Origin of the sequence: Arthrobacter sp. UM1 (assembly GCF_020483305.1) — a bacterium.
GTDB lineage: Bacteria > Actinomycetota > Actinomycetes > Actinomycetales > Micrococcaceae > Falsarthrobacter.
The window spans coordinates 41,777-61,341 of the sequence record NZ_JACWAB010000007.1 but is presented as its reverse complement, the minus strand read 5'-3'; the positions used below and the strand labels follow the sequence as shown (position 1 = coordinate 61,341).

Genomic DNA, 19,565 nt, shown 5'->3' with positions numbered 1-19,565 from the left:
TGTTCGGGTAACAGCATTCTGATTTCGGGATGTCAACGTCGATAAGAGGGGAAACCCACAGTGGCTCAGAAGGTGCAGATCATCCTGGAAGACGACTTGTCGGGCGGTCCGGCGGACCAGACCATGCGTTTCGGGCTCGAGGGCGTCGATTACCAGATCGACCTCAGCAATGAGAACGCGGAGAAGCTCCGCGAGGCTCTCAAGCCGTTCATCGAGGTGGCCATGAAGACCAACGGCCGCGGCCGCCGCAGCCCGGGCCGCTCGGGCGGACAGCGCTCCAGCCAGACGGCCAAGGTGCGCGCATGGGCCAAGGAGCAGGGATTCAACGTCTCTGACCGCGGCCGCATCCACCAGGACATCTTCGACAAGTACGAGGCCGCCCACTAAGGCGAGCCCTTTTTCCAACACCCCCACCGGCCGGCGCCGTCTCGCAGTCCCGCGAGGCGGCGCCGTCCGCGCGTCCGGGCCGATTCCACCGCTTGCGAACAGTCGGCGGCCTCACCAGGGTGTTGCGTAGAGTCGAGTCCAAAGTCATCTGCAAGGAGTGTGCCGAGTGTTTGAACGGTTTACTGACAGGGCCCGTCGAGTGGTGGTGCTCGCGCAGGAAGAGGCGCGCACGCTGAACCACAACTACATCGGGACGGAGCACATCCTCCTGGGGCTCATCCACGAGGGGGACAGCATCGCGGCCAAGGCCCTCGCCTCCCTGGACATCACCCTCGAGGCCGTGCGGGAGCAGGTCCAGGACATGATCGGCCCGGGCCAGCAGGGCCCCGGAGGCCACATCCCGTTCACGCCCCGCGCCAAGAAGGTGCTCGAGCTCTCCCTGCGCGAGGCGCTGCAGCTCAGCCACAACTACATCGGCACGGAGCACATCCTGCTCGGCCTGCTCCGCGAGGGCGAGGGCGTGGCCGCTCAGGTCATCGTCAAGCTCGGCCACGAGCTCGGCCAGGTCCGTCAGACCGTGGTCCAGATGATCCAGGGCTACCCCGGCGGCAAGGAGGCGGCCAACGCGGGCGTCGGCGCCGGCGGAGGCCGCGCCGAGGGACAGCCGGCGGGCTCCACCGTGCTGGACAAGTTCGGCCGGAACCTGACGCAGGCCGCGCGGGACGGGAAGCTGGACCCCGTCGTCGGCCGCGAGCAGGAGATGGAGCGCGTCATGCAGGTCCTCTCCCGCCGCACCAAGAACAACCCGGTGCTCATCGGCGAGCCGGGCGTCGGCAAGACCGCCGTCGTCGAGGGCCTCGCGCAGGCGATCGTCCGCGGAGACGTGCCGGAGACCATCAAGGACAAGCACCTCTACACGCTGGACCTCGGCTCGCTCGTGGCGGGCTCGCGCTACCGCGGCGACTTCGAGGAGCGCCTCAAGGGCGTCCTCAAGGAGGTCCGGACGCGGGGCGACATCATCCTGTTCATCGACGAGATCCACACGCTCGTCGGCGCGGGTGCCGCGGAGGGCGCCATCGACGCGGCCAACATCCTCAAGCCGATGCTGGCCCGCGGCGAGCTCCAGACGATCGGCGCCACCACGCTGGACGAGTACCGCAAGCACATCGAGAAGGACGCCGCGCTCGAGCGCCGCTTCCAGCCGATCCAGGTGGCCGAGCCGAGCGTGGACCTCACCTACCAGATCCTCCAGGGCGTCCGGGACCAGTACGAGTCCCACCACAAGGTGACCATCACGGACGAGGCCCTCGAGGCCGCCGCCCAGATGTCCCACCGCTACATCTCGGACCGCTTCCTCCCGGACAAGGCGATCGACCTCATCGACGAGGCCGGCGCGCGCCTGCGCATCCAGCGCCTCACGCCGCCGCCGGAGCTCAAGGAGATGGACAAGGAGATCGAGGGCGTCCGGAAGCAGAAGGAAGAGGCCATCGACGCCCAGGACTTCGAGGGCGCCGCGAGCCTCCGGGACAAGGAGTCCCAGCTGACGCAGAAGCGCCAGGAGAAGGAGGAAGCCTGGAAGAACGGCGGGATGGACCAGGCGGCCATCGTGGACGCCGATCTCATCGCCGAGATCCTCTCCAAGTCCACGGGCATCCCGGTGGTCAAGCTCTCGGAGGAGGAGTCCTCGCGGCTGCTCAAGATGGAGGACGAGCTGCACAAGCGCGTCATCGGCCAGGACGAGGCCATCCGCTCCATCTCCCGGGCCATCCGCCGCACGCGCGCCGGCCTCAAGGACCCGAACCGCCCCGGCGGATCGTTCATCTTCGCCGGCCCCACGGGCGTGGGCAAGACCGAGCTCGCCAAGGCGCTCGCGGAGTTCCTCTTCGGGGACCAGGACGCGCTCATCACCCTGGACATGTCCGAGTACGCCGAGAAGCACACCGTCTCCAAGCTGTTCGGCGCGCCTCCCGGATACGTGGGCTACGAGGAGGGCGGCCAGCTCACCGAGAAGGTCCGCCGTCGCCCGTTCTCCGTGGTGCTGTTCGACGAGGTGGAGAAGGCCCACCAGGACCTCTTCAACTCGCTCCTGCAGATCCTCGAGGACGGACGCCTCACGGACGCGCAGGGCCGCGTGGTGGACTTCAAGAACACGGTGATCATCATGACCACCAACCTCGGAACCCGGGACGCGTCCAAGCCGGTGCAGACGGGCTTCCAGTCCAGCACGGACAGCACCACGAACTACGAGCGGATGAAGGCTCGCGTCAACGACGAGCTCAAGCAGCACTTCCGCCCCGAGTTCCTCAACCGCGTGGACGACGTTGTGGTGTTCCCGCAGCTCACCGAGGAGGAGATCGTCAAGATCGTGGACCTCTTCATCTCCCGCCTGGCCCGCCGCCTCGGCGACAAGGAGATGACCATCGAGCTGACGAACGCCGCCAAGATCCGCCTGGCCAACCTCGGCTACGACCCGGCGATGGGCGCCCGCCCGCTGCGCCGGACCATCCAGACCGAGATCGAGGACCAGCTCTCGGAGAAGATCCTCTTCGGCGACATCGTCCAGGGCCACCACATCCTCGTGGACGTCGAGGGCGAGGGGGACGAGGCGAAGTTCACCTTCTCCTCCGAGCCCCGGACCTCGGAGAACGAGGCCCACTCGGCGGACGAGCCAGAGAAGGTCCGCCCGCTCGGCGACTTCGAGAAGGACACCACGCGGGTGCCCCGCTCCGGCGGCTCCTCGGCGTTCGACGGCGAGGGCGGCCTCTCCGCCCGGGCCGTGGAGAACGACCGCCCGGCCGGCACGGCGTAAGCCCGGCCGGGGCGGCGCGACCGGCAGGTTCGCGCCGCCCGCTGCGGACGCCCCGAGCGGCTCCGCCTCCTCAGAACAGCGCAGCGCCCAGTCCCCATGCGGGGCTGGGCGCTGCGCTGTGTCGTGTGACTCCCGGTCTGGGCTTCGAGCTTCGGGTTACGGGCTCTGGGCTCCTCGGGGGCCGCTGGCCTGGGCGCCGCTGTCTCAGGGAGCGGAGCGGGCTCCCCAGGCTTCGATCTCACGTGTCATGATTATCCTTAACTCGGGGAGGAGCGGTCATGGTGCGGAAGCCGGGCAGGGCGCTGAGCATGACGACGGCGGCCGCCGTCGTCGTCCTGGCGCTGAGCGGATGCGGGGTGTTCGAGCGGCCGCTTGAGGAGCCGCTGCGGACGAAGACGGCGCGGCTGCTCGCGCCGCGCGCGGAGATCGACGCGGCCATGGAGAGGGCAGTCTCGGCATGTGCCAAGAAGCACGGGTGGACGGAAAGGGTGGAGTTCTCGCTCCCGCACCCGGGGCTCATCTCGGGGATCCCGGAGGTCTTCGCGTCCGCTGAGTCCGCGGAGAAGCGCGGCTATGCGTCCACCCTGCGCCAGAGCTCGGGTGTGAACGCCGGCCTGACACCTGAGCAGGAGGAGGCGATCCTCGGGCGTGCGCCGCAGGGGAAGCCGCGCGGCTCGGCGCACTCGGAGTCCGGAGCGCCCAGGTCCGTGCCAGCCACGGGATGTGTGGCGGAGTCCGCGGCGGCGGTGTTCGGGAGTGTTGAGAATGCGAACACCGTGTCCGAGCTCTCGGAGGAGATGAAAGAGCTGCCCCGGGAGACCTCACGGCATACGGCCCGAGTGAGTCAGGACGTCTCTGACGCGTACCGCGGGTGTATGCGCCAGGGCGGCTATGACCTGCATCTCGGCGCTGCCTCGGGCCACGCGAATCAGATGTGGGGCGCGTACCGGAGCCCCGGCGAGCCGCCGCACGAGCAGGAGCTGCAGATGCTGAGGGTGGACATCGGCTGTCAGGCGGAGCTCGATATTGCCCGTCGGCTCGATGATGCCATTCTCCTCGGCGCCGCCGGCTGGGCCCGAAAGAACGAGGCTCGGATCATGAAGGCTGCCGAGCTGATCGAGGCCGCCACGGAGCGGTCTAAGCGGATCCTGGGCGAATGAAAGACGAGCGGGGGATGCGCTCGCTTCCGCGGCGGAAGTGGTCCTGGAGGCTGAGGATGACGACGGCGGCCGCCGTCGTCGTCCTGGCGCTGAGCGGATGCGGGGTGTTCGAGCGGCCGCTTGATGAGCCGCTTCGTTCTCAGGTGAGGAGTCTTCTCCTGCCTTCGGCGGAAATCGAAGCGGCCATGGAGAAGGAGATTTCGATCTGTGCGCGCAAATTCGGTTGGACGAAGCGTGTCCCGTATTCAATTGGCGGGCTCCAGACCCTAGCGGGTGTGTCGGGTGTCTTCTCAAGCGTGGCTTCCGCTGAACGGATCGGCTATGCCGCGACCCTGCGAGAGACAGAGGACTCGGGTGCGGAGATGACGGCGGAGCAGGTTGACGGCATCATAGGAAGCTTTGAACCGGAGAACCTGTTTCGCTACACGTCCCCGAAAACGGGGGCAGGGACGGCCGTCCCCAAGACCGGTTGCGTCTCGGATGCACGGATCAAGGTGTACGGAAGCCTTGAAGCCTCAATCAAGGTGAGTGGGTTCGCAAATGAGCTTCGGGGTGCGCCGTTAGGTTACCAGTCGCGTATCAGGGACCTTATGTCCTCAATGGGAGCGTCTTATCGCTCTTGTCTTCAAGAGCATGGACGTGATTTTACGATCGGCGAGGCTTCTGAAATGGCCGGACGCACATGGGGTCAGTATCGTGCGCACGGTTCTCCTCCCCATGCGGAAGAGCTGGAGCTGCTCAGAATCGATGCTGGATGCCAGGAGAAGATCGGCCTGGCTGCAAAACTGGATGACGCTGTTCTGGAGGGAGCCTCTTCCTGGGCCAAGAGACATCAGAACGAGATCGCCGCGCTGGCAGTTCTCAATGAAGAAGCTCAAAAGCGAGCTGAGCGGATCCTTGCCGAATGAAAGGTGAACGGGGGCCGTGCCCGCTTCCGCGGCGGGAGTGGTCCTGGAGGCTGAGGGCGACGGCGGCCGCCGTCGTCGTCCTGACGCTGGGCGGATGCGGGGTGTTCGAGCGGCCGTTCGAGGAGCCGCTGCGCGCCCAGGTGAAGGCGGTCCTCATCCCCTCGGCCGAGATCGAGGCCGCTCTGGATGTGACCGTCTCGGCGTGCGCGGCGAAGCACGGGTGGGACCGGAAGGTGACCTCCCCGTACCGGGGTATCGAGGCGCTGGGAGGTCCGGCGGGGCTGTTCGGCGATGCCCGGATCGCGGAGCGCGTGGGGTATCTCTCCACGATGCGGAACCCGCTGCCGGGGGAGGCAGACATGTCCGCCGAGCAGGACGAGAAGGTCACGGGCAGCTACGCCGAGGGGCGAACGGTCGGGTTCACCTCGGCGGATGACACGTTCCGGATGTCCATGCCGGAGCACGGGTGTGTGGCGGAGGGGGCGCTCGCCGTGTTCGGCACCCACCGCGACTTCCTCACCGCCGTGGCGTATCCATACGGGGCGCAGGACGTGCCGCGGAGTGCGGGCCCCGCGATCCGGCGGGCGCTGCGGGAAGGCGCGGAAGCCTACGGGGCGTGCATGCGCCGAGGCGGCCGGGAGTTCGACCTGGGAGACGCGTCTGCGTACGCGCGGCAGGAGTGGGGCCAGTACAGGAAGCCGGGGGAGCGGCCGCACGCGGCTGAGATCGAGCTGGTCCGGGCGGACGCCGCGTGCCAGGCGGAAGCGGGCCTCCAGGCGAAGATCGAGGCCTCCGTGCTGCGGAGCGCCCGGAACTGGGTGCAGGGGCGGGAGGCGGAGATCGCCGCCGCGGCAGACGTCATCCGGAAGGCCCAGCTGCGGGCCGAGCTGATTCTGAGCAAGTGAGGAGAGGACATGCTGGGGAACTCGGGAAGACTGTCCGGACGTGTCCGGTGGGCCGCGGCGGCTGCCGTGCTGCTGACGCTTACGGGATGCGGCGAGAAAGCAGGACCGCCGGTTTCGGACGCCATGAAGCACACCGTCCGTTCGCTGGTGGCCTCGGATGTCGAGGCCGAGGCCGCCGTCAACGCGACGCTGCGGGAATGCGCGCGCAAGGCCGGGTGGACCCGTGAGCTCGGCGTGACCCTGCCGGGAGGCTCGCCTCTGTTGCACGGGTTCACCAGCGTCTTCAGAAACGCCAAGGAGGCCGAGGACATCGGGTATCGCGTTCTGATCCGAGAGCCCCAGAGCAGCGTTGATCTGCCGGAGGACATGAATCTCAAGATCTACGGTGCCGACCCTGAGGCTTCTGCCGGAGACGGAACTCTGCAGGTCCGTGTGGAGCTCGAGCCGGGCGGCACGGTGGTGAGCGAGCCGGCCACCGGGTGCCTCGCGGAGGCTCGGACGGCAGTCTACGGGTCAGTCGAGGACCACATCCGGCTCTCGAACGTGATCAACCGGGTCCTCAACTCCGGATCCAACCGAGCTCAGTCGCGGTTCCTCGGCGTTCTGGGAGACGTCCGGAACGAGTACTCCTCCTGCATGAAGGGGCGCGGCTATGACATCGGGGTCATGCAGGTCGAGCGCTGGGTCAGCCAGAACATGAAGCCGTACCGGGACGCGGGCGAGAAGCCGAGCGGCGAAGAGCTGCGCCTCGCGAGCGCGGACGGCACGTGTCAGGAACAGGTGCAGCTCGCCCAGAAGCTCGACGACGCCTACTTCGAGGTCGCCGGGGACTGGGTGAACAAACACGAGTCCGATCTCCTCGCGCTCGCGGAGAAGAAGAAGCAGGCCCACGAGCGGGCGCTCGCCGTCCTCAGCTCGACCGAAGGGAAGCAGCCATGACCTCCGCCCCTGCCCGATCGGGCGTCCGGTGAAGGGTGCGCTGGCCGCCGTCGTCGCCCTTGTGGTGGCGGTGGCGGCGGGGATCGTGGGCACGGTGGCCGTCATGCGGGACCGCCTCGAGCGCCCGGACACCACGGTGGCCGTCACCCAGCTGACGGCGGCGGCGACGTCGGGCGAGGTGGTGGACTCCCTCGCCGCCGAGGCCAAGACCGTGGAGGACGGGGTGGAAGACGTTCCCTCGCCGGTCGAGGGCGCGGCCGTGTTCACCTCGAACGGGGTCCGCGCCGGGCAGAGCGCCGGCGCGGGCCAGGTCCTCGCGGAGGCGAACGGCCGGCCCGTGGTGGTGCTGCCCGGACGGATGCGGGCGTTCCGGCAGCTGGGGCCGGGGGCTCGCGGCGGCGACGTGGCTCAGCTCCAGGACGCGCTCGCCAGCCTCGGCTACGCGAGCGGACGGGTCCGGGGCGTCTACGGGGAGTGGACGGCGCGCGGCCTCGGCCGACTGTGGCGGAACCTCGGCTACTTCCCGGTCCGCGCGGACGGCTCGCCGATCTTCGAGGCCAAGGACGACGACGCCGCCGTCCTCCGCCCGGGCGAGGCCTTCTTTGCGGGCGTGCTCCCGCTCAGGGTGCTCAGCGCCTGCGGGGAGCTGCGCAAGAGCGTGCAGGGTCCGCTCTGCTCGGTGGCGGCGGGCGGGCGGAAGCTCGTGGTCTCGGTGCCGCGGGCCGATGCGGCGAAGCTCAACGGCGGCGAGGAGGTGGTGCTCCAGCCCCGCAGCGGCAGAGCGCAGCGGACCGGCGTGGTGGAGGCCGTGCCGGCGGCGCAGGGGCAGGGGCAGAGCGCGCCCTCGAGCAGTCAGCAGCAGGCCGGGGACTCGGCCCACATGGCGCCGCAGGGCCACGGAGGCACGGGAGCGCCGCAGCCCGGAGCGGGTCAGGCGCCGGGCGGAACCGGAGCGGCGCAGCCCGGAGCGGCTCAGCCCGGCACCGGTGCCGGGGGCTCCGGCCAGGCGGCAGGCGACCCGAACAGCCGCACCGTGGACCTCGCCGTCCGGCTCACCGACGCGCAGACGCTGCCCGAGCCCGGCGCCCAGTTCAGCGCCACGATCGTGCTGCGGCGCTCGGCGAAGGACTCCGTCGTCGTGCCGTCCACCGCGCTGCGTCAGGACGCCGGGCGTGCCTGGGTGCGCACGGCTGAGGGCCGGGACATCGAGGTCACAGCCGGCGTGTGCGCGCAGGGGCGGTGCGCCCTGACGGAGACGGGCGGGTTGATGGCCGGGCAGAAGGTTGTGGTCGGGGAGGCCCGCGGGCGCAAGCCGGGAGCGGGCGAATGACACGCCGGGCCCGGACGCCCGTCATCCGGCTCCGCGGCGTGGAGAAGCGCTACCCGCCGGCCACCGCGGCGCTGCACGGGGTGGACCTGGACGTGTTCGCGGGGGAGTCGCTCGCGATCGTGGGGCCGAGCGGCTCGGGCAAGAGCACGCTGCTCGCGGTGCTCGGGCTGCTGGAGCGGCCGGACGCGGGAGAGCGGGTGGTCGGCGGAGTGGACGCCTCCACCGCGAAGGAGGCCGAGCTGACCCGGCTGCGCCGCGAGCACCTCGCCTTCGTGTTCCAGGCGTTCCACCTCGTGGACCACCTGACCGCCCTGGAGAACGTGGAGCACGCGCTCGCGGTGCGGGGGAGCGGGGCCGGGGCAGGGAACGGTGAGGCCAGGGACCGCCCGGCTCAGCGCCGGACGGACGCTGCGGCTGAGGCCCTGCGCTCGGTGGGACTCGGCCACCGCCTCCACGCCTTCCCGCCGACGCTCTCCGGCGGGGAGCGGCAGCGCGTGGCCATCGCGCGGGCGCTCGCGGGCCGGCCTGAGGTGCTCCTCTGCGACGAGCCCACCGGCAACCTCGACACCGCCACCGCCGAGGCCGTGCTCGAGCTGCTGCTGGGACAGGCGGCGGAGGGGCTGGCCGTCGTCGTCGTGACGCATTCGCCGGAGCTCGCCGCGCGGTGCGACAGGACCGTCCGCGTGGTGGACGGGAGGCTCGAGGAGGCCGGGCGCGATGCTGCTGCGTGAGGCGTTCCGGAACGTCACCCGGCGCATTCGGCGCACGGGGTTCAGCCTGCTCACGATCCTCGTGGGCGCAGCGACGCTCGTGGTCATGCTCGCCGTCACCCGCGGTTCCGCTCACCGCACCGGCGAGCACCTCGCCTCGCTGAGCACGGGCACCCTCGTGGTGGCCGTGGAGTCGCACGTCGGCGGGTGGGAGGAGCCCGAGGACGCGCTCGCGGAACGGCTCCTCCAGGTCCCCGGCGTCCTGCAGGCCGGGACGTACACGGTGCTCGGCGAGGGACGGCCCAAACCCGTCTCCACGGGCCTCGCCACGGCCGAGGCCACCCGGGCGGTCGCGTCCGCGCGGGGGATCGAGGCGAAGGGCGGGCAGCTCGTCGCGGGCGGCTGGCCGAGCGGTCAGAGCCTCGACGCCCACCCCCGCCAGGTCCTCCTCGGCACCTCCACCGCGAGGACGCTCGGCGTGTGGCCCGAGGCCGGGCGGAACCGGGTGCGTCTCGAATCCGGCTGGCACACCGTCACCGGGATCGTCGCGGGCGAGGGCAGCTCGGCCCTCCTGGGCACCTCCCTCATCCACCCCGCCGAGACCGGCGCGGCGGCCCGGGGCGGGACGGCGGCCGGCTCCCAGCGCGTCCTCCTCCTCGCGGCGGAGGGGGAGCTCGCGGCCGACGACGGCGCAGTGACCACCGCCGCCTGGCCCTACGAGCCGGCCCAGGCCCGCGTGACCCGGCCGATCTCCGCGGCGTCGCTGCAGCGCAAGCTCCTCCGGGACTCGCAGGACATGGTGGTCATCACGATGCTCGTGCTCACGGTCTCCGCCGCGTTCAGCGTGTACTCCACCACGCAGTCCGCGGTGTGGGAGCGGAGGCGGCACATCGGCCTGGACCGGGCGCTCGGGGCCTCGCGGCGGCGGATCCTGGGGCTGTTCCTCGCGGAGTCCGCCCTGACCGGCGGGATGGGGGCATTCGCGGGGTGCTGCGCGGGGCTGTTCGCGGGCGAGGTGATCGCACTGGTCCAGGGCTGGCCACACCTGCAGCCGTGGTGGACGGCGCTCATCCCGGCGGCGGGGGCGCTGCTCGGGGGCCTCTCCGGGGCGGTGCCGGCGTGGACCGCCTCCCGGGTGGACCCGGCGCAGCTTCTGCGGGCGGAGTCATGAGGCGGCGTGTGCGAGCAGGGGCGGTCGCGGCGGCGGCCGCCGCCGTCGTCCTCGCGGGGTGCGCGGCGCCCGGGGGAGAGGCGGAGCTGAAGGAGCCGCTGCGCTCGAGGGTGACGTCTCTCGTGTTCGAGGCGCCCGAGATCGGTGCGGCGCAGACCAAGGCGATCGACGCATGCGCCAAGAGGAACGGCTGGCCACACCACGTGGAGTTCTCCACCGGGGGAATCCAGACGATGGCCGGGGTCTCGAATGTCTTCCCGAGCGTCGAGTCGGCGGTGAGGACGGGCTACAGCACCACGGTCCGCGAGGGCGGCGAAGATCCTGACGCAGGAGAGGTAGGCCCCTCCGCCAAAAGTGGCGCGATCCGTGCAATCTGAGAGCCCAGACTGCACGGATCGCGCCACTTTTCGGGGAAGGCGGGAAAGAGGGGGAAGTGGGCCCTACCGCCGCATGATCTTCCGGGCGAGCCAGTTGCCGAAGAACTGCACCACCTGCACCAGGACGATGATGATGCCCACGGCCACCCAGGTGACCTGCATGTCGAACCGCTGGTAGCCGTACTGGATGGCGAAGTTGCCGAGGCCGCCGGATCCGATGGCGCCGGCCATCGCCGACATGTCCGTGATGCCGATGATGAGGAACGTGTAGCCGAGCACGAGCGGCCCCAGAGCCTCCGGCAGGATCACCTTGCGGATGATCTGCCACGGGCTGGCGCCCATGGACCGCGCCGCCTCGATGACGCCCGGGTCCACGCCCATGAGGTTCTGCTCCACGATGCGGGCCACCGCGAACGTGGCGGCCACGGTCATGACGAAGATGGCTGCGTTGGGGCCGATCGTCTTGCCGACGACGGCGAGCGTCACCGGCCACAGCGCCACGAGCAGGATGATGAACGGGATCGGGCGGACGAAGTTCACCAGGATGTTGAGCAGGATGTGCAGAACCCTGGCCACCGCGCCCTTGCCGAGGATGCCGCCCGGCCGCAGGCAGTACAGCAGGAGGCCGACGACGAGGCCCAGCAGACCCGCGAAGACGAGCGTCCGGGACACCATGTAGAGGGTGTCGTTGACCGCGTCGAGGAGCGGCTGCTGCAGGGTGCCCCAGTCGGTGGACGGAGCTCCGAGGGTGGTGAGGAACGAGGTGCTCATGCGGACAGCTCCTTCACGTGGGTCTCGGCGGAGAGCTCGGCGATGACGGCGTCGATGGCCGCGTCCTCGCCCGTGAGCTCAACGGTCATGGAACCGAAGGACTTGGACTGCAGCGTGGAGATGCCGCCGTGGACCACCTCGAAGAGGACGCCGCGGGCGGCCCCCTGGGAGAGGATGCGGCCCACATTGGAGCCGTCCGCGATCTCCACGGTGACGAGCCGGCCCGGGTGCCGGGTGCGCAGGTGCGCGAGCTCGTCCGGGGTGGGCTCGGTGTGCTGCACCGTGGACACGAACCGCTTGGCGGTCTGGGTCTTCGGCGAGGAGAAGATCTCGAACGCCGAGCCGGTCTCGATGACCTTGCCCTTCTCCATGACGGCGATGCGGTCCGCGATGGTCCGCACCACGTCCATCTCGTGGGTGATGACCACGATGGTGATGCCGAGCTGCTCGTTCACCCGCTTGAGCAGGCGCAGCACCTCGGCGGTGGTCTCCGGGTCGAGGGCGGAGGTGGACTCGTCCGCCAGGAGGATCGAGGGCTCGTTGGCGAGCGCGCGGGCGATGCCGACGCGCTGCTTCTGCCCGCCCGAGAGCTGCTCGGGGTAGTTCCTGGCGAGCGAGGAGAGCCCCACGAACTCGAGGAGCTCGTTGACGCGGGCCTTCCGCTTGGCCTTGGGCCAGCCGGCGAGCTCCAGCGGGAACTCGACGTTGCGGGCCACGTTCCGGGACGTGAGCAGGTTGAACTGCTGGAAGATCATCCCGATGTCCGAGCGGGCCTTGGACAGCTGCCCCTCGCGGCGTCCCACGATCTCCTGGCCGTTGACGAGCACCGAGCCGCTCGTGGCGGGCTCGAGCCCGTTGATGAGGCGGACCAGCGTGGACTTGCCCGCACCCGAATAGCCGATGACGCCGAAGATCTCGCCCTTGCGGATGCTCAGGCTGACGTCGTCGACCGCGGTGACGGTGTTCTTGCCGACGCGGAAGGTCTTGGTCGTGTTGGTGAAGACGATGGCATCGCCGGCGGCGGGCTTCCGGCTCGCCGCCGGCTCCTGGATCACTGAAGACATCGGCGCCTTTACTTCTTGTTGGCCTTGAGGGCGTCCTGGTACTTCTTCATGACGGACTCGAGCTCCGACTGCGGGTTCTTGGCCTCCACGGAGGTGCCCTTGGACTCCTCCTCCACGGCCTTCTGGACCTTGGGGTCGTGGTAGAGCTTCACGATCTCCTGGTAGGTCTCGTTGTCCTTGTCCTCCGCGCGCGAGACGAACGCGTTGACGTACGGGACGGCCGAGGGGTCCTTCGGGTTGTCCTTGGCGAGCGCCGAGTTGGGATCGATGTTCGCGCGGTTGAGGAACGTGTTGTTGATGACGGACGCGTCCACGGAGTTGAGCTGGATGACCGTCTGCTCGGCGGACACGGTGGTCACCTTGACCTTGGACTTGGAGGTGTCCACGTCCAGGCTCGACGGCGCGAGGGTGTCCCGCTTGAGGGTGACGAGCCCCTTGGACTTGAGCAGGTTGATGGCGCGGGACTCGTTCGTGGCGTCGTTCGGGATGGCCACCTGCGCGCCCTGCTTCAGCTCGTCCAGGGACTTGTGCTTCTGCGAGTACAGGCCGAGCGGGATGATCTCCGTTGCCCCGACCGGCGTGAGGGTGTCCCCCGCGTTGAGGTTGTAGTCCGCGAGGTAGGCGAGGTGCTGGAACCAGTTGAGGTCGATCTGCTTCTGCTTCAGCGCCGGATTGGCCTGGGTGTAGTCCTGGAAGTTCTTGTAGACGATCGTGATGCCCTTGTCCTTGGCGAGGTCCTGGAGCACCTTCTGCTGGGGGTTGTTGTCCACGATGCCGATGGTCACGGTCTTGCCGTCCTTGCTGCCGCCGTCCCCGGAGGACTGGGAGGGCGCGCAGGCCGCGAGGCTGAGGGCGAGGGGCGCCACGGTCAGAGCGGCAAGGGTCTTGGAGAGTTTCATGGTGGTTCCTTCATGACTGTCCGGCCGCAGCGTGATGAGCGGCCGGCTCGGTGAGAGAGGGCCGCATCAGTACTGGGCGGCTCGCAAAGTCATTCGCCTTTCAGAGTTCGAGGCGTTCTCTGCGAGAAACCGCCGTACTTGCCGGGGACGCATTCCGTCCCGGCCAGATCTTCATCTGGGGCACCCCACTACGGGAGAGGGTTGCCGCCCAACCAGCCAGAGCTTCGCGTTGGGTCTCTTGATCCTGCTTCCAACATCTTGAACCAGGGGCGCGGGACTTCACAAATCCGGCGTCCGAGCGGTGATACTGAACGTATGACTCCCACGGACGCCGCCCAGACCGCCGCAGACGCCCCGGAGCCGGCCCCCGGCCGGGGCGGCGGCCGCGCGGGAGCGCGCATCCGGCCGGCCCGCACGTCCGACGTCGGGCCCATCCGCGAGCTCGTCTCGCCGCTCGCGGACTCCCGCGTCCTCGTGGCCAAGGAGGCCGTGGCGTACTACGAGTCCCTCCAGGAGTTCCGCGTGGCGGAGGACGAGGGCGGGGCGCTGCTCGGCTGCGGCGCCGTGCACGTCATGTGGGAGGACCTCGCGGAGGTTCGCACCGTGGCGGTGTCCGAGGCCGCTCGGGGGCGCGGAATCGGCGGCATGCTGCTGGAGCGGCTCCTCGAGGATGCACGGGCGCTCGGCGTGAGCCGCGTCTTCTGCCTCACGTTCGAGGTGGACTTCTTCCGGCGGCACGGGTTCGAGGTCATGAGCAACCAGGACGCGATCGACCCGCAGGTCTACGCGGAGCTCCTGCGCTCCCATGACGAGGGCGTGGCGGAGTTCCTGGACCTCGCGCGCGTCAAGCCCAACACCCTCGGCAACACGCGGATGATCCGGGCGCTGTGACGGTTCGGCGGCAAAGGGGTGGCGCGCGGGCGCTGTGACGGGCCGGAGCCCAAGACTGTGAGCGTCCGGAGCGCAGGGGCTGCGGCAGTCCGGAGCCCGGAGGACGTGACGGCGGGTTCACCGCTCGTTTGATTTCCTTTCCTTTTGAAACAGTTGTCTCGCCCCGCCGCCGGGGTCTAGGTTGAAGACCAAGAGCGCTGCAGATGAGCGCCACCGGAATCATCCCCGACATGGTTGCGGTCTTTCTTCGACAGAAGGAGACGACATGGGTTTCGACGACATCAAGAATGGTGCCAAGGACGCGCTGGGCAACGCTGCGAACGGTGAGGGCGGTGTCAACGGCGCCGTCGACAACCTCCAGGAGCAGCACGGCGACAAGCTCGGTGGCCTCAACGACAAGGTCGACAACGTGCAGGAGCAGCACGGCGACAAGATCGACAAGGGCTCCGACTTCCTCGGTGACAAGCTCGGCAACAACGAGTAGCGTCACGCGCCGATTCAGGCGCCCGGCGTTGGCCGCGTAAACCGCTCGCGGCTCACCCGCTTCTGAATTGCGGCAGCGGCCCCCTCCCGTCACGGGAGGGGGCCGCTGTGTCTGTCCGGGGCGGCTTCGCTCAGCCGTCCGCCCCGCGGCCCTATGCGGCTTTCGTGGCCGTGAACTTCGCGACGGCGCGGGGAGCAGCCAGGGCGCACGCGACGGAGGCAGCGGCGGCGACGACACAGCACAGCACCCATCCGCCGGTCTGGTAGACCACTCCGCCGGCCAACGATCCTCCCGCGACTCCCGCCAGCACCCAGGCCTCGAATGTGCCGAAGGCCTGGCCGTGCGCGGAGCGCGGCTCGTTCTCCGCGATCAGCGCCTGCTGGGCCGGGATGAGGAGAGACAGAGCGGCGGCCTGGAGGACCCACGCGATCCCCAGGTGCACGGGGGCGGTTCCGAAAGCCATGGCCACTGCAAAGAGCGCGCTGAGAATCGCGGCTCCTGTCATGGCCCCCGCGAATCCGCAGCGCTGGGGGATTCTCTGCATCACACCCGGCAGAACGCCCAAGGCGATGGCGCCGGGCAGGTAGACCAAAGCGATCTGTCCGAGTTCCAGTCCGAAGCGGGACTGCAGGTGGATCAGGAGCGCGAGGCCCATCAGCGCCTCGGCGCCGTGCACGAGGACGATCGTTGCCGAGAACAGACCCCGGTGTGAGGGGCGGGCGTGAGCACCAGTCTCCGGCGCCGAGCCGTCCGGATCGCTTCTCGCCCGTGTCCCCAGAAGCACAGCGCATCCGGCGGCGGCGCACCCGGCCGCGGCCAGGAACACGCCTGGGTAGCCCGCTGAGTTGAGAACGCTGAGTCCCGCGAGGAAGGCGACCCACGCGCCCGTCTCCTCCCATGACATCAGGTGGGCGAAGTCCTGCCCTGGGCGAGCCGAATTCCGGGCCACGAACGCCCTCAGCCCGACCCAGAAGAAGGATGAAGACACACCGGCCAGCCCAGCGGCGAGCAGGACATGAGGCAACGTCTCCGCGGTGGCGTAGCCCACGAACCCGAGGGCCAGGCCGCCCGCACCCAGAGCAGCCACTGTCTGCGCCGGACGCTTGTCCGACGTTCTTCCTGCGAGGCGGCGCGTTGCGAGCGCCGCGATGCTGAACACGGCGAGAACAGCGCCTACCTCCGCAGGGGAGCCTCCGAGCGCGGAAGAAGCCCAGATGGGAATGATGAACTCCGCGAACTCGAGCGGGCCGTTGAGGAGAGCCGCGGCCCACGCCGGCCCCGAGAGCTGCCGTCTCGCATCTGCATCAGCGGCCATGGCGCGTGTGAGCCCCTTCCTCGAGCATGGTGCGGGCCTTGACGAGCGTCTTCCGGCCGCTGGCTCCCTGATCACTGGCGAAGAGGGAGGAGTGGCCGGGGATGACGAGGTGCTCCGTGCCGAGCGACGTCATCGTCTGGTACTGCTCCTGGTTCACAAGCCGACGGCCCCAGCCTTCTGCTAGGTCCCGGGCCACATCCTCGCCCGTGTGGAGGAGGACGCCGTTGTCAGAGAGTAGGGGCTTGGCCGGTTCAGAGAAGTCTGAAGTGCAGTACGCCTCGCATTTGAGGATCTCCGCCAGGGGGGCGAGAGCCGGGCAGTGCTCGGCCCGGTCGATGGTGTAAAAAATGAGGCCGCCCTCCTTCTTCACCTGTGAGGCGAACTGGTCCACAAGGCTGCGCGAGCCGGAAACCGCCATGACTCCGCGTTCCTGGACCACGCTCACATCAAGCCATCCGGGGCTGCTCTGGTCGGTGATCTCGTCGATGATCTGCCTTGTCCGCGCGGGCGAGCACCGGCTGAAGAAGACGCACGCCAGCGGTTCAGCCGCGCGCTTGAAGTACTCGATCTCAGCTGCGGTGCTGGCCGTCATGACCCGGCACATGTCTCGGAAGGCGATGCTTCCGGAGAACACTGCCGCCGCCAGGCTTCCGAAGCTCTGCCCGGCGACTAGATCCGGGTCCGCGCCGTTCCTTCGGCACCACGCCTCAGCCAAGGAGAGGGATTCTACGAGATACACGGCCTGGTAGACGTTCCAGTCGTAGATCTCGGCCTTCGTGTGGCGCTCGAGCAGGTCCGGGCCGAGGTGCTCCTCGGCCTGCCGGATCAGGTCTCGCGCATAGGGGTCCGTCTCCAGCCAGGTGTACGTGCTCTTGTGCTTGTTTGGGACGAGCCCCGGGAACAGAACTGTCAGCATGGGGAGCTCCTGCTCTCGTCCGGGAGGAGCCCGAGGATGACGGCGGCGTTGCTGCCCCCGAACCCCGATGAGCAGGAGAGAGCAGCGCCTGCTTCGAGGGCCGCCGGCGCGTTTCGGATGAGCCGGGCATCCGTTCTGATCGGTGATGAGCAGTTCAGAATCGGCGGCGTCAGCCGTCGGTGGAGCGACTCGATGGCGAGGGCGATCTCAACGGCTCCCGCAGCGGCCAGCGTGTGGCCGATGTTCGCCTTGACCGCCTGCACCGGGGTGAGACGGAAGCGTGCGCTCCCGAGAACGGACTCGAGCGCGGAGAGCTCAAGCGGGTCGTTCTGCGGAGTGCCCGTGCCGTGAGCGCTGTACAGGGCGATGTCCTCCGCGCTCGCGTCCGCTGCGGACATCGCTGCGGCGAGGCAGGCTCGAAGCCCTGCACCGTCCTGATCGGGCTGGGTCAGATGGCCGCTGTTGGTGGACATTCCGTATCCGAGAACGCTCGCGAGGCTCTGCCGGCCGGCTGAGGCTGCAGAGTCCGCCGACTCGACGACGAGCGCCGAAGCCCCCTCGGCCGGGACGAACCCGTTCCGGTCCCCGTCGAACGGGCGAGAGCACTGGGACGGGAGTTCGTGCTCCGCCGAGTGAGTGGCGCCGAGCAGATCCACCTGGGCGATGCTGAAGGCGTCCAGGGTGGCGTCCGAACCGCCGCAGACCACCAGGTCAGCTGTTCCAGACTCGATGAGCATCGAGGCCAGGGCCGTTGCTGTGGTGCCGGAGGCGCATTCCGTGTTCACGATGATGTTCGGGCCGCGAGCTCCGATGAGCTCCGCGATCACTGCGGACGTGGCCGACGGCGAGCCGTAGACCCCGCTGAGCGGGGCGATGCGCTTGAGGGACTGCCTGCCTCCGCTTGCGAACGCCGAGAACGCCTTTTGGGTCGCGCCCGGCGTGCCCGACGACGATCCCCAGACAACGCCCACCCGCTCTCCTGGGAGACCGAACGGTTCTCTGCTCTCGAGCGCGGCCTGAGAGATGCCCATGGTGCGAAGGAGCCGAGAAACGGCGGAGAGAGCGAGGAGGGCTGATCGGTCGGCATGACGTCGCAGGCGAGAGGGGAAGTCGCCGGACGCAATGAGGGAGTCGTCGACGACGCCGACCGCAGTGCGAACGCCTGTCTCGTCGCCTTCGTGCCAGGACAGCCCGGATTCGCCGGCGACCAGGGAGTCGAACAGGCCCGTCACCGAATCGCCGAGTGGCGTGAGAACGGCGGTTGCGGTGACAACGGACCGAGGATCAGTCCGCATCAGCGTTGCTCCGCTCGTCGATGAGCCGTGCAAGCCAGTCGACCGTCATGTCCTTGCGCAGGTCTGGGTTTCCGATGGCTTCCTTGAACTCGTCTTCGACGCTGACTCCGAACGTGTCCTCCGTGAAGACGGTCAGCTCCAGAACAGAGAGGGAGTCCATCTCGAGATCCTCGAGAAGGTGGGAATCAGGGCGGATCCGATCTTCTGCGAGATCGGCAGCCTCCGCGAGAAAGGGGGTGAGCTCGGTGCGAACGGCGTCAACGGACATGGGCTGTCTCCTTGTCGGACTTGTTTTGGGTGAGAAGGGAGGTGAATACATGGTCGGTGAAGGTCTCGCTCATCCCGACATGGGCGAAGACTCGGCGGGCGCCCTGAATCTGGAGCTGCCAGAGCGCGTCGCCTGTGCGTGCGCTGAAGTCCGCGAGCTCCATGGCCAGCGGCAGAGTTCGCTCGAGGACGTCTTCGACGGCCTCGCGATGCCCCTCCTGTAGGCCGAGGCGCAGCGCATGGCAGCCGTAGCTGATGTGCCGCGATTCGTCTCGTGTCAGGGCGGCAAAGGAGCTCCGAAGGCCGGGAAGGATCCTGGCCCGCCCGAGGAGATTGACGATGAGCCGCTGACCGCTGACGGCCAGGACTCCCTCGTTGACCATGTGGAACAGAGTCACTCCGCGCAGCCAGGCCTCGTAATCTGACGGGTTGTTGACGACGTCGCCCATGATCTCGCCTTCGATGAGCGAGAGCTCTCGGTGTGCCGGCTCGGTCATCTCCCACGCGGTGCGCAGCATCGCCTCGGGCGTCTCATCGACGCCGAGCAGCTCTCTGCCGATCCTGAACATGAGTTCGGTGTGCTTGGCTTCGTCTGAAGCCTGAGTGGTCACGAACAGGAGATCCCACTCCTCAGGGCATCCGAGGAGAACCGGGGAAAGAAGGTCGGTGCCGGTGTACTCGCCGATGATGAAGGTGTAGATCAGCCGCTCCAGTTCTTCACGGAGGCGAGCAGGCACTCGTGTGCGGAATTCCTGGATGTCCTTTTCCAGATCGATGTCCGCGATCTTCCACTGCTGCGCGTCCCAGCGCTGGAAGAGCTCGCGGGGACCGGGGCGCCGAGACGCGAGTGCATCGGCATGTCGGCCCAGAGAAGGCGTGTCGATGACGCCGAGGTCCATGACGTCGGCGTCATCGACTCTGAGAGTGCTCCAGCGGTTGATCACAGCTCAGCACCTCCCTGGGCACC

At 68.8% G+C, this 19,565-nt stretch carries 20 protein-coding genes and 1 riboswitch; of the genes, 12 read left to right on the top strand and 8 right to left on the bottom strand.

Annotated features, from left to right (window positions below; translation table 11 throughout):
* The first annotated feature begins 60 nt into the window (after positions 1-60).
* The 10 genes from H9I38_RS08915 to H9I38_RS08870 all read left to right on the top strand — a co-directional run bounded on the left by H9I38_RS08915 (position 61) and on the right by H9I38_RS08870 (position 10,696).
* Positions 61-387 carry a histone-like nucleoid-structuring protein Lsr2 gene (locus tag H9I38_RS08915; protein WP_226338467.1) on the top strand — a complete coding sequence of 109 codons (327 nt, stop codon included), beginning with the start codon at positions 61-63 and terminating at the stop codon, positions 385-387.
* A 166-nt stretch (positions 388-553) separates the two neighbouring features.
* On the top strand, positions 554-3,196 hold the full coding sequence (locus H9I38_RS08910) for an ATP-dependent Clp protease ATP-binding subunit (protein ID WP_226338466.1): 2,643 nt from the start codon (positions 554-556) through the stop codon (positions 3,194-3,196).
* Positions 3,197-3,474: 278 nt separating this feature from the next.
* Positions 3,475-4,356 carry a hypothetical protein gene (locus H9I38_RS08905; protein WP_226338465.1) on the top strand — a complete coding sequence of 294 codons (882 nt, stop codon included), beginning with the start codon at positions 3,475-3,477 and terminating at the stop codon, positions 4,354-4,356.
* Between the two features lie 56 nt (positions 4,357-4,412).
* On the top strand, positions 4,413-5,264 hold the full coding sequence (locus H9I38_RS08900) for a hypothetical protein (RefSeq protein ID WP_226338464.1): 852 nt from the start codon (positions 4,413-4,415) through the stop codon (positions 5,262-5,264).
* The gene (locus H9I38_RS08895) at positions 5,261-6,169 is read left to right on the top strand and encodes a hypothetical protein (RefSeq protein WP_226338463.1); all 909 of its coding nucleotides are present in this window, start codon (positions 5,261-5,263) and stop codon (positions 6,167-6,169) included. The genes H9I38_RS08900 and H9I38_RS08895 overlap by 4 nt, the downstream gene beginning before the upstream one ends.
* 123 nt (positions 6,170-6,292) lie before the next feature.
* Complete coding sequence (locus H9I38_RS08890) at positions 6,293-7,108, top strand: hypothetical protein (protein WP_226338462.1); 816 nt, start codon at positions 6,293-6,295, stop codon at positions 7,106-7,108.
* A 28-nt stretch (positions 7,109-7,136) separates the two neighbouring features.
* Positions 7,137-8,438 (top strand): peptidoglycan-binding domain-containing protein, encoded by a 1,302-nt coding sequence (locus H9I38_RS08885; RefSeq protein WP_226338461.1) that lies wholly within the window; start codon positions 7,137-7,139, stop codon positions 8,436-8,438.
* A complete protein-coding gene (locus H9I38_RS08880; RefSeq protein WP_226338460.1) occupies positions 8,435-9,169 on the top strand; it encodes an ABC transporter ATP-binding protein in 735 nt (244 codons plus the stop codon). Before H9I38_RS08885 ends, H9I38_RS08880 begins: the two co-directional genes overlap by 4 nt.
* Positions 9,156-10,319: an ABC transporter permease gene (locus H9I38_RS08875; RefSeq protein ID WP_226338459.1), complete on the top strand. Its 1,164-nt coding sequence runs from the start codon at positions 9,156-9,158 to the stop codon at positions 10,317-10,319. Before H9I38_RS08880 ends, H9I38_RS08875 begins: the two co-directional genes overlap by 14 nt.
* An 8-nt stretch (positions 10,320-10,327) precedes the next feature.
* On the top strand, positions 10,328-10,696 hold the full coding sequence (locus H9I38_RS08870; RefSeq protein WP_226338458.1) for a hypothetical protein: 369 nt from the start codon (positions 10,328-10,330) through the stop codon (positions 10,694-10,696).
* Between the two features lie 63 nt (positions 10,697-10,759).
* Here H9I38_RS08870 and H9I38_RS08865 read toward each other — a convergent pair whose 3' ends face one another.
* From H9I38_RS08865 to H9I38_RS08855, 3 genes are read right to left on the bottom strand one after another with little or no spacing between them, the layout of a single operon-like run.
* Entirely contained in the window at positions 10,760-11,467 is a 708-nt protein-coding gene (locus H9I38_RS08865; RefSeq protein ID WP_413463540.1) for a methionine ABC transporter permease, read from the bottom strand.
* Positions 11,464-12,531 (bottom strand): methionine ABC transporter ATP-binding protein, encoded by a 1,068-nt coding sequence (locus H9I38_RS08860; RefSeq protein ID WP_226338457.1) that lies wholly within the window; start codon positions 12,529-12,531, stop codon positions 11,464-11,466. Before H9I38_RS08860 ends, H9I38_RS08865 begins: the two co-directional genes overlap by 4 nt.
* Before the next feature lie 8 nt (positions 12,532-12,539).
* Positions 12,540-13,430: a MetQ/NlpA family ABC transporter substrate-binding protein gene (locus H9I38_RS08855; RefSeq protein ID WP_226338456.1), complete on the bottom strand. Its 891-nt coding sequence runs from the start codon at positions 13,428-13,430 to the stop codon at positions 12,540-12,542.
* A 129-nt stretch (positions 13,431-13,559) separates the two neighbouring features.
* A riboswitch (SAM riboswitch) is annotated at positions 13,560-13,674 on the bottom strand.
* A 71-nt stretch (positions 13,675-13,745) separates the two neighbouring features.
* Here H9I38_RS08855 and H9I38_RS08850 point away from each other — a divergent pair.
* Both H9I38_RS08850 and H9I38_RS08845 read left to right on the top strand, forming a co-directional pair.
* Entirely contained in the window at positions 13,746-14,321 is a 576-nt protein-coding gene (locus tag H9I38_RS08850) for an amino-acid N-acetyltransferase (RefSeq protein ID WP_226338455.1), read from the top strand.
* Between the two features lie 265 nt (positions 14,322-14,586).
* Entirely contained in the window at positions 14,587-14,805 is a 219-nt protein-coding gene (locus tag H9I38_RS08845; RefSeq protein ID WP_226338454.1) for a hypothetical protein, read from the top strand.
* 151 nt (positions 14,806-14,956) lie between these two features.
* Here the strand turns inward: H9I38_RS08845 and H9I38_RS08840 are convergent, their stop codons facing one another.
* From H9I38_RS08840 to H9I38_RS08820, 5 genes are read right to left on the bottom strand one after another with little or no spacing between them, the layout of a single operon-like run.
* Positions 14,957-16,120: an MFS transporter gene (locus H9I38_RS08840; protein WP_226338453.1), complete on the bottom strand. Its 1,164-nt coding sequence runs from the start codon at positions 16,118-16,120 to the stop codon at positions 14,957-14,959.
* A complete protein-coding gene (locus H9I38_RS08835) occupies positions 16,110-17,036 on the bottom strand; it encodes a hypothetical protein (protein WP_226338452.1) in 927 nt (308 codons plus the stop codon). Before H9I38_RS08835 ends, H9I38_RS08840 begins: the two co-directional genes overlap by 11 nt.
* Positions 17,030-18,331: a beta-ketoacyl-[acyl-carrier-protein] synthase family protein gene (locus tag H9I38_RS08830; protein WP_226338451.1), complete on the bottom strand. Its 1,302-nt coding sequence runs from the start codon at positions 18,329-18,331 to the stop codon at positions 17,030-17,032. The genes H9I38_RS08835 and H9I38_RS08830 overlap by 7 nt, the downstream gene beginning before the upstream one ends.
* On the bottom strand, positions 18,321-18,599 hold the full coding sequence (locus tag H9I38_RS08825) for an acyl carrier protein (RefSeq protein ID WP_226338450.1): 279 nt from the start codon (positions 18,597-18,599) through the stop codon (positions 18,321-18,323). The genes H9I38_RS08830 and H9I38_RS08825 overlap by 11 nt, the downstream gene beginning before the upstream one ends.
* A complete protein-coding gene (locus H9I38_RS08820; protein ID WP_226338449.1) occupies positions 18,589-19,542 on the bottom strand; it encodes a ribonucleotide-diphosphate reductase subunit beta in 954 nt (317 codons plus the stop codon). The genes H9I38_RS08825 and H9I38_RS08820 overlap by 11 nt, the downstream gene beginning before the upstream one ends.
* Positions 19,543-19,565: the final 23 nt, after the last annotated feature.

What these genes read in the sequence shown, in the direction of transcription:
- H9I38_RS08865 (WP_413463540.1), bottom strand. Translation starts at nt 11,467, where the DNA reads ATGAGCACCTCGTTCCTCACCACCCTCGGAGCTCCGTCCACCGACTGG.
- H9I38_RS08830 (WP_226338451.1), bottom strand. Translation starts at nt 18,331, where the DNA reads ATGCGGACTGATCCTCGGTCCGTTGTCACCGCAACCGCCGTTCTCACG.
- H9I38_RS08840 (WP_226338453.1), bottom strand. Translation starts at nt 16,120, where the DNA reads ATGGCCGCTGATGCAGATGCGAGACGGCAGCTCTCGGGGCCGGCGTGG.
- H9I38_RS08835 (WP_226338452.1), bottom strand. Translation starts at nt 17,036, where the DNA reads ATGCTGACAGTTCTGTTCCCGGGGCTCGTCCCAAACAAGCACAAGAGC.
- H9I38_RS08860 (WP_226338457.1), bottom strand. Translation starts at nt 12,531, where the DNA reads ATGTCTTCAGTGATCCAGGAGCCGGCGGCGAGCCGGAAGCCCGCCGCC.
- H9I38_RS08845 (WP_226338454.1), top strand. Translation starts at nt 14,587, where the DNA reads ATGGGTTTCGACGACATCAAGAATGGTGCCAAGGACGCGCTGGGCAAC.
- H9I38_RS08875 (WP_226338459.1), top strand. Translation starts at nt 9,156, where the DNA reads ATGCTGCTGCGTGAGGCGTTCCGGAACGTCACCCGGCGCATTCGGCGC.
- H9I38_RS08890 (WP_226338462.1), top strand. Translation starts at nt 6,293, where the DNA reads ATGAAGCACACCGTCCGTTCGCTGGTGGCCTCGGATGTCGAGGCCGAG.
- H9I38_RS08905 (WP_226338465.1), top strand. Translation starts at nt 3,475, where the DNA reads ATGGTGCGGAAGCCGGGCAGGGCGCTGAGCATGACGACGGCGGCCGCC.
- H9I38_RS08895 (WP_226338463.1), top strand. Translation starts at nt 5,261, where the DNA reads ATGAAAGGTGAACGGGGGCCGTGCCCGCTTCCGCGGCGGGAGTGGTCC.
- H9I38_RS08825 (WP_226338450.1), bottom strand. Translation starts at nt 18,599, where the DNA reads ATGTCCGTTGACGCCGTTCGCACCGAGCTCACCCCCTTTCTCGCGGAG.
- H9I38_RS08880 (WP_226338460.1), top strand. Translation starts at nt 8,435, where the DNA reads ATGACACGCCGGGCCCGGACGCCCGTCATCCGGCTCCGCGGCGTGGAG.
- H9I38_RS08855 (WP_226338456.1), bottom strand. Translation starts at nt 13,430, where the DNA reads ATGAAACTCTCCAAGACCCTTGCCGCTCTGACCGTGGCGCCCCTCGCC.
- H9I38_RS08850 (WP_226338455.1), top strand. Translation starts at nt 13,746, where the DNA reads ATGACTCCCACGGACGCCGCCCAGACCGCCGCAGACGCCCCGGAGCCG.
- H9I38_RS08900 (WP_226338464.1), top strand. Translation starts at nt 4,413, where the DNA reads ATGACGACGGCGGCCGCCGTCGTCGTCCTGGCGCTGAGCGGATGCGGG.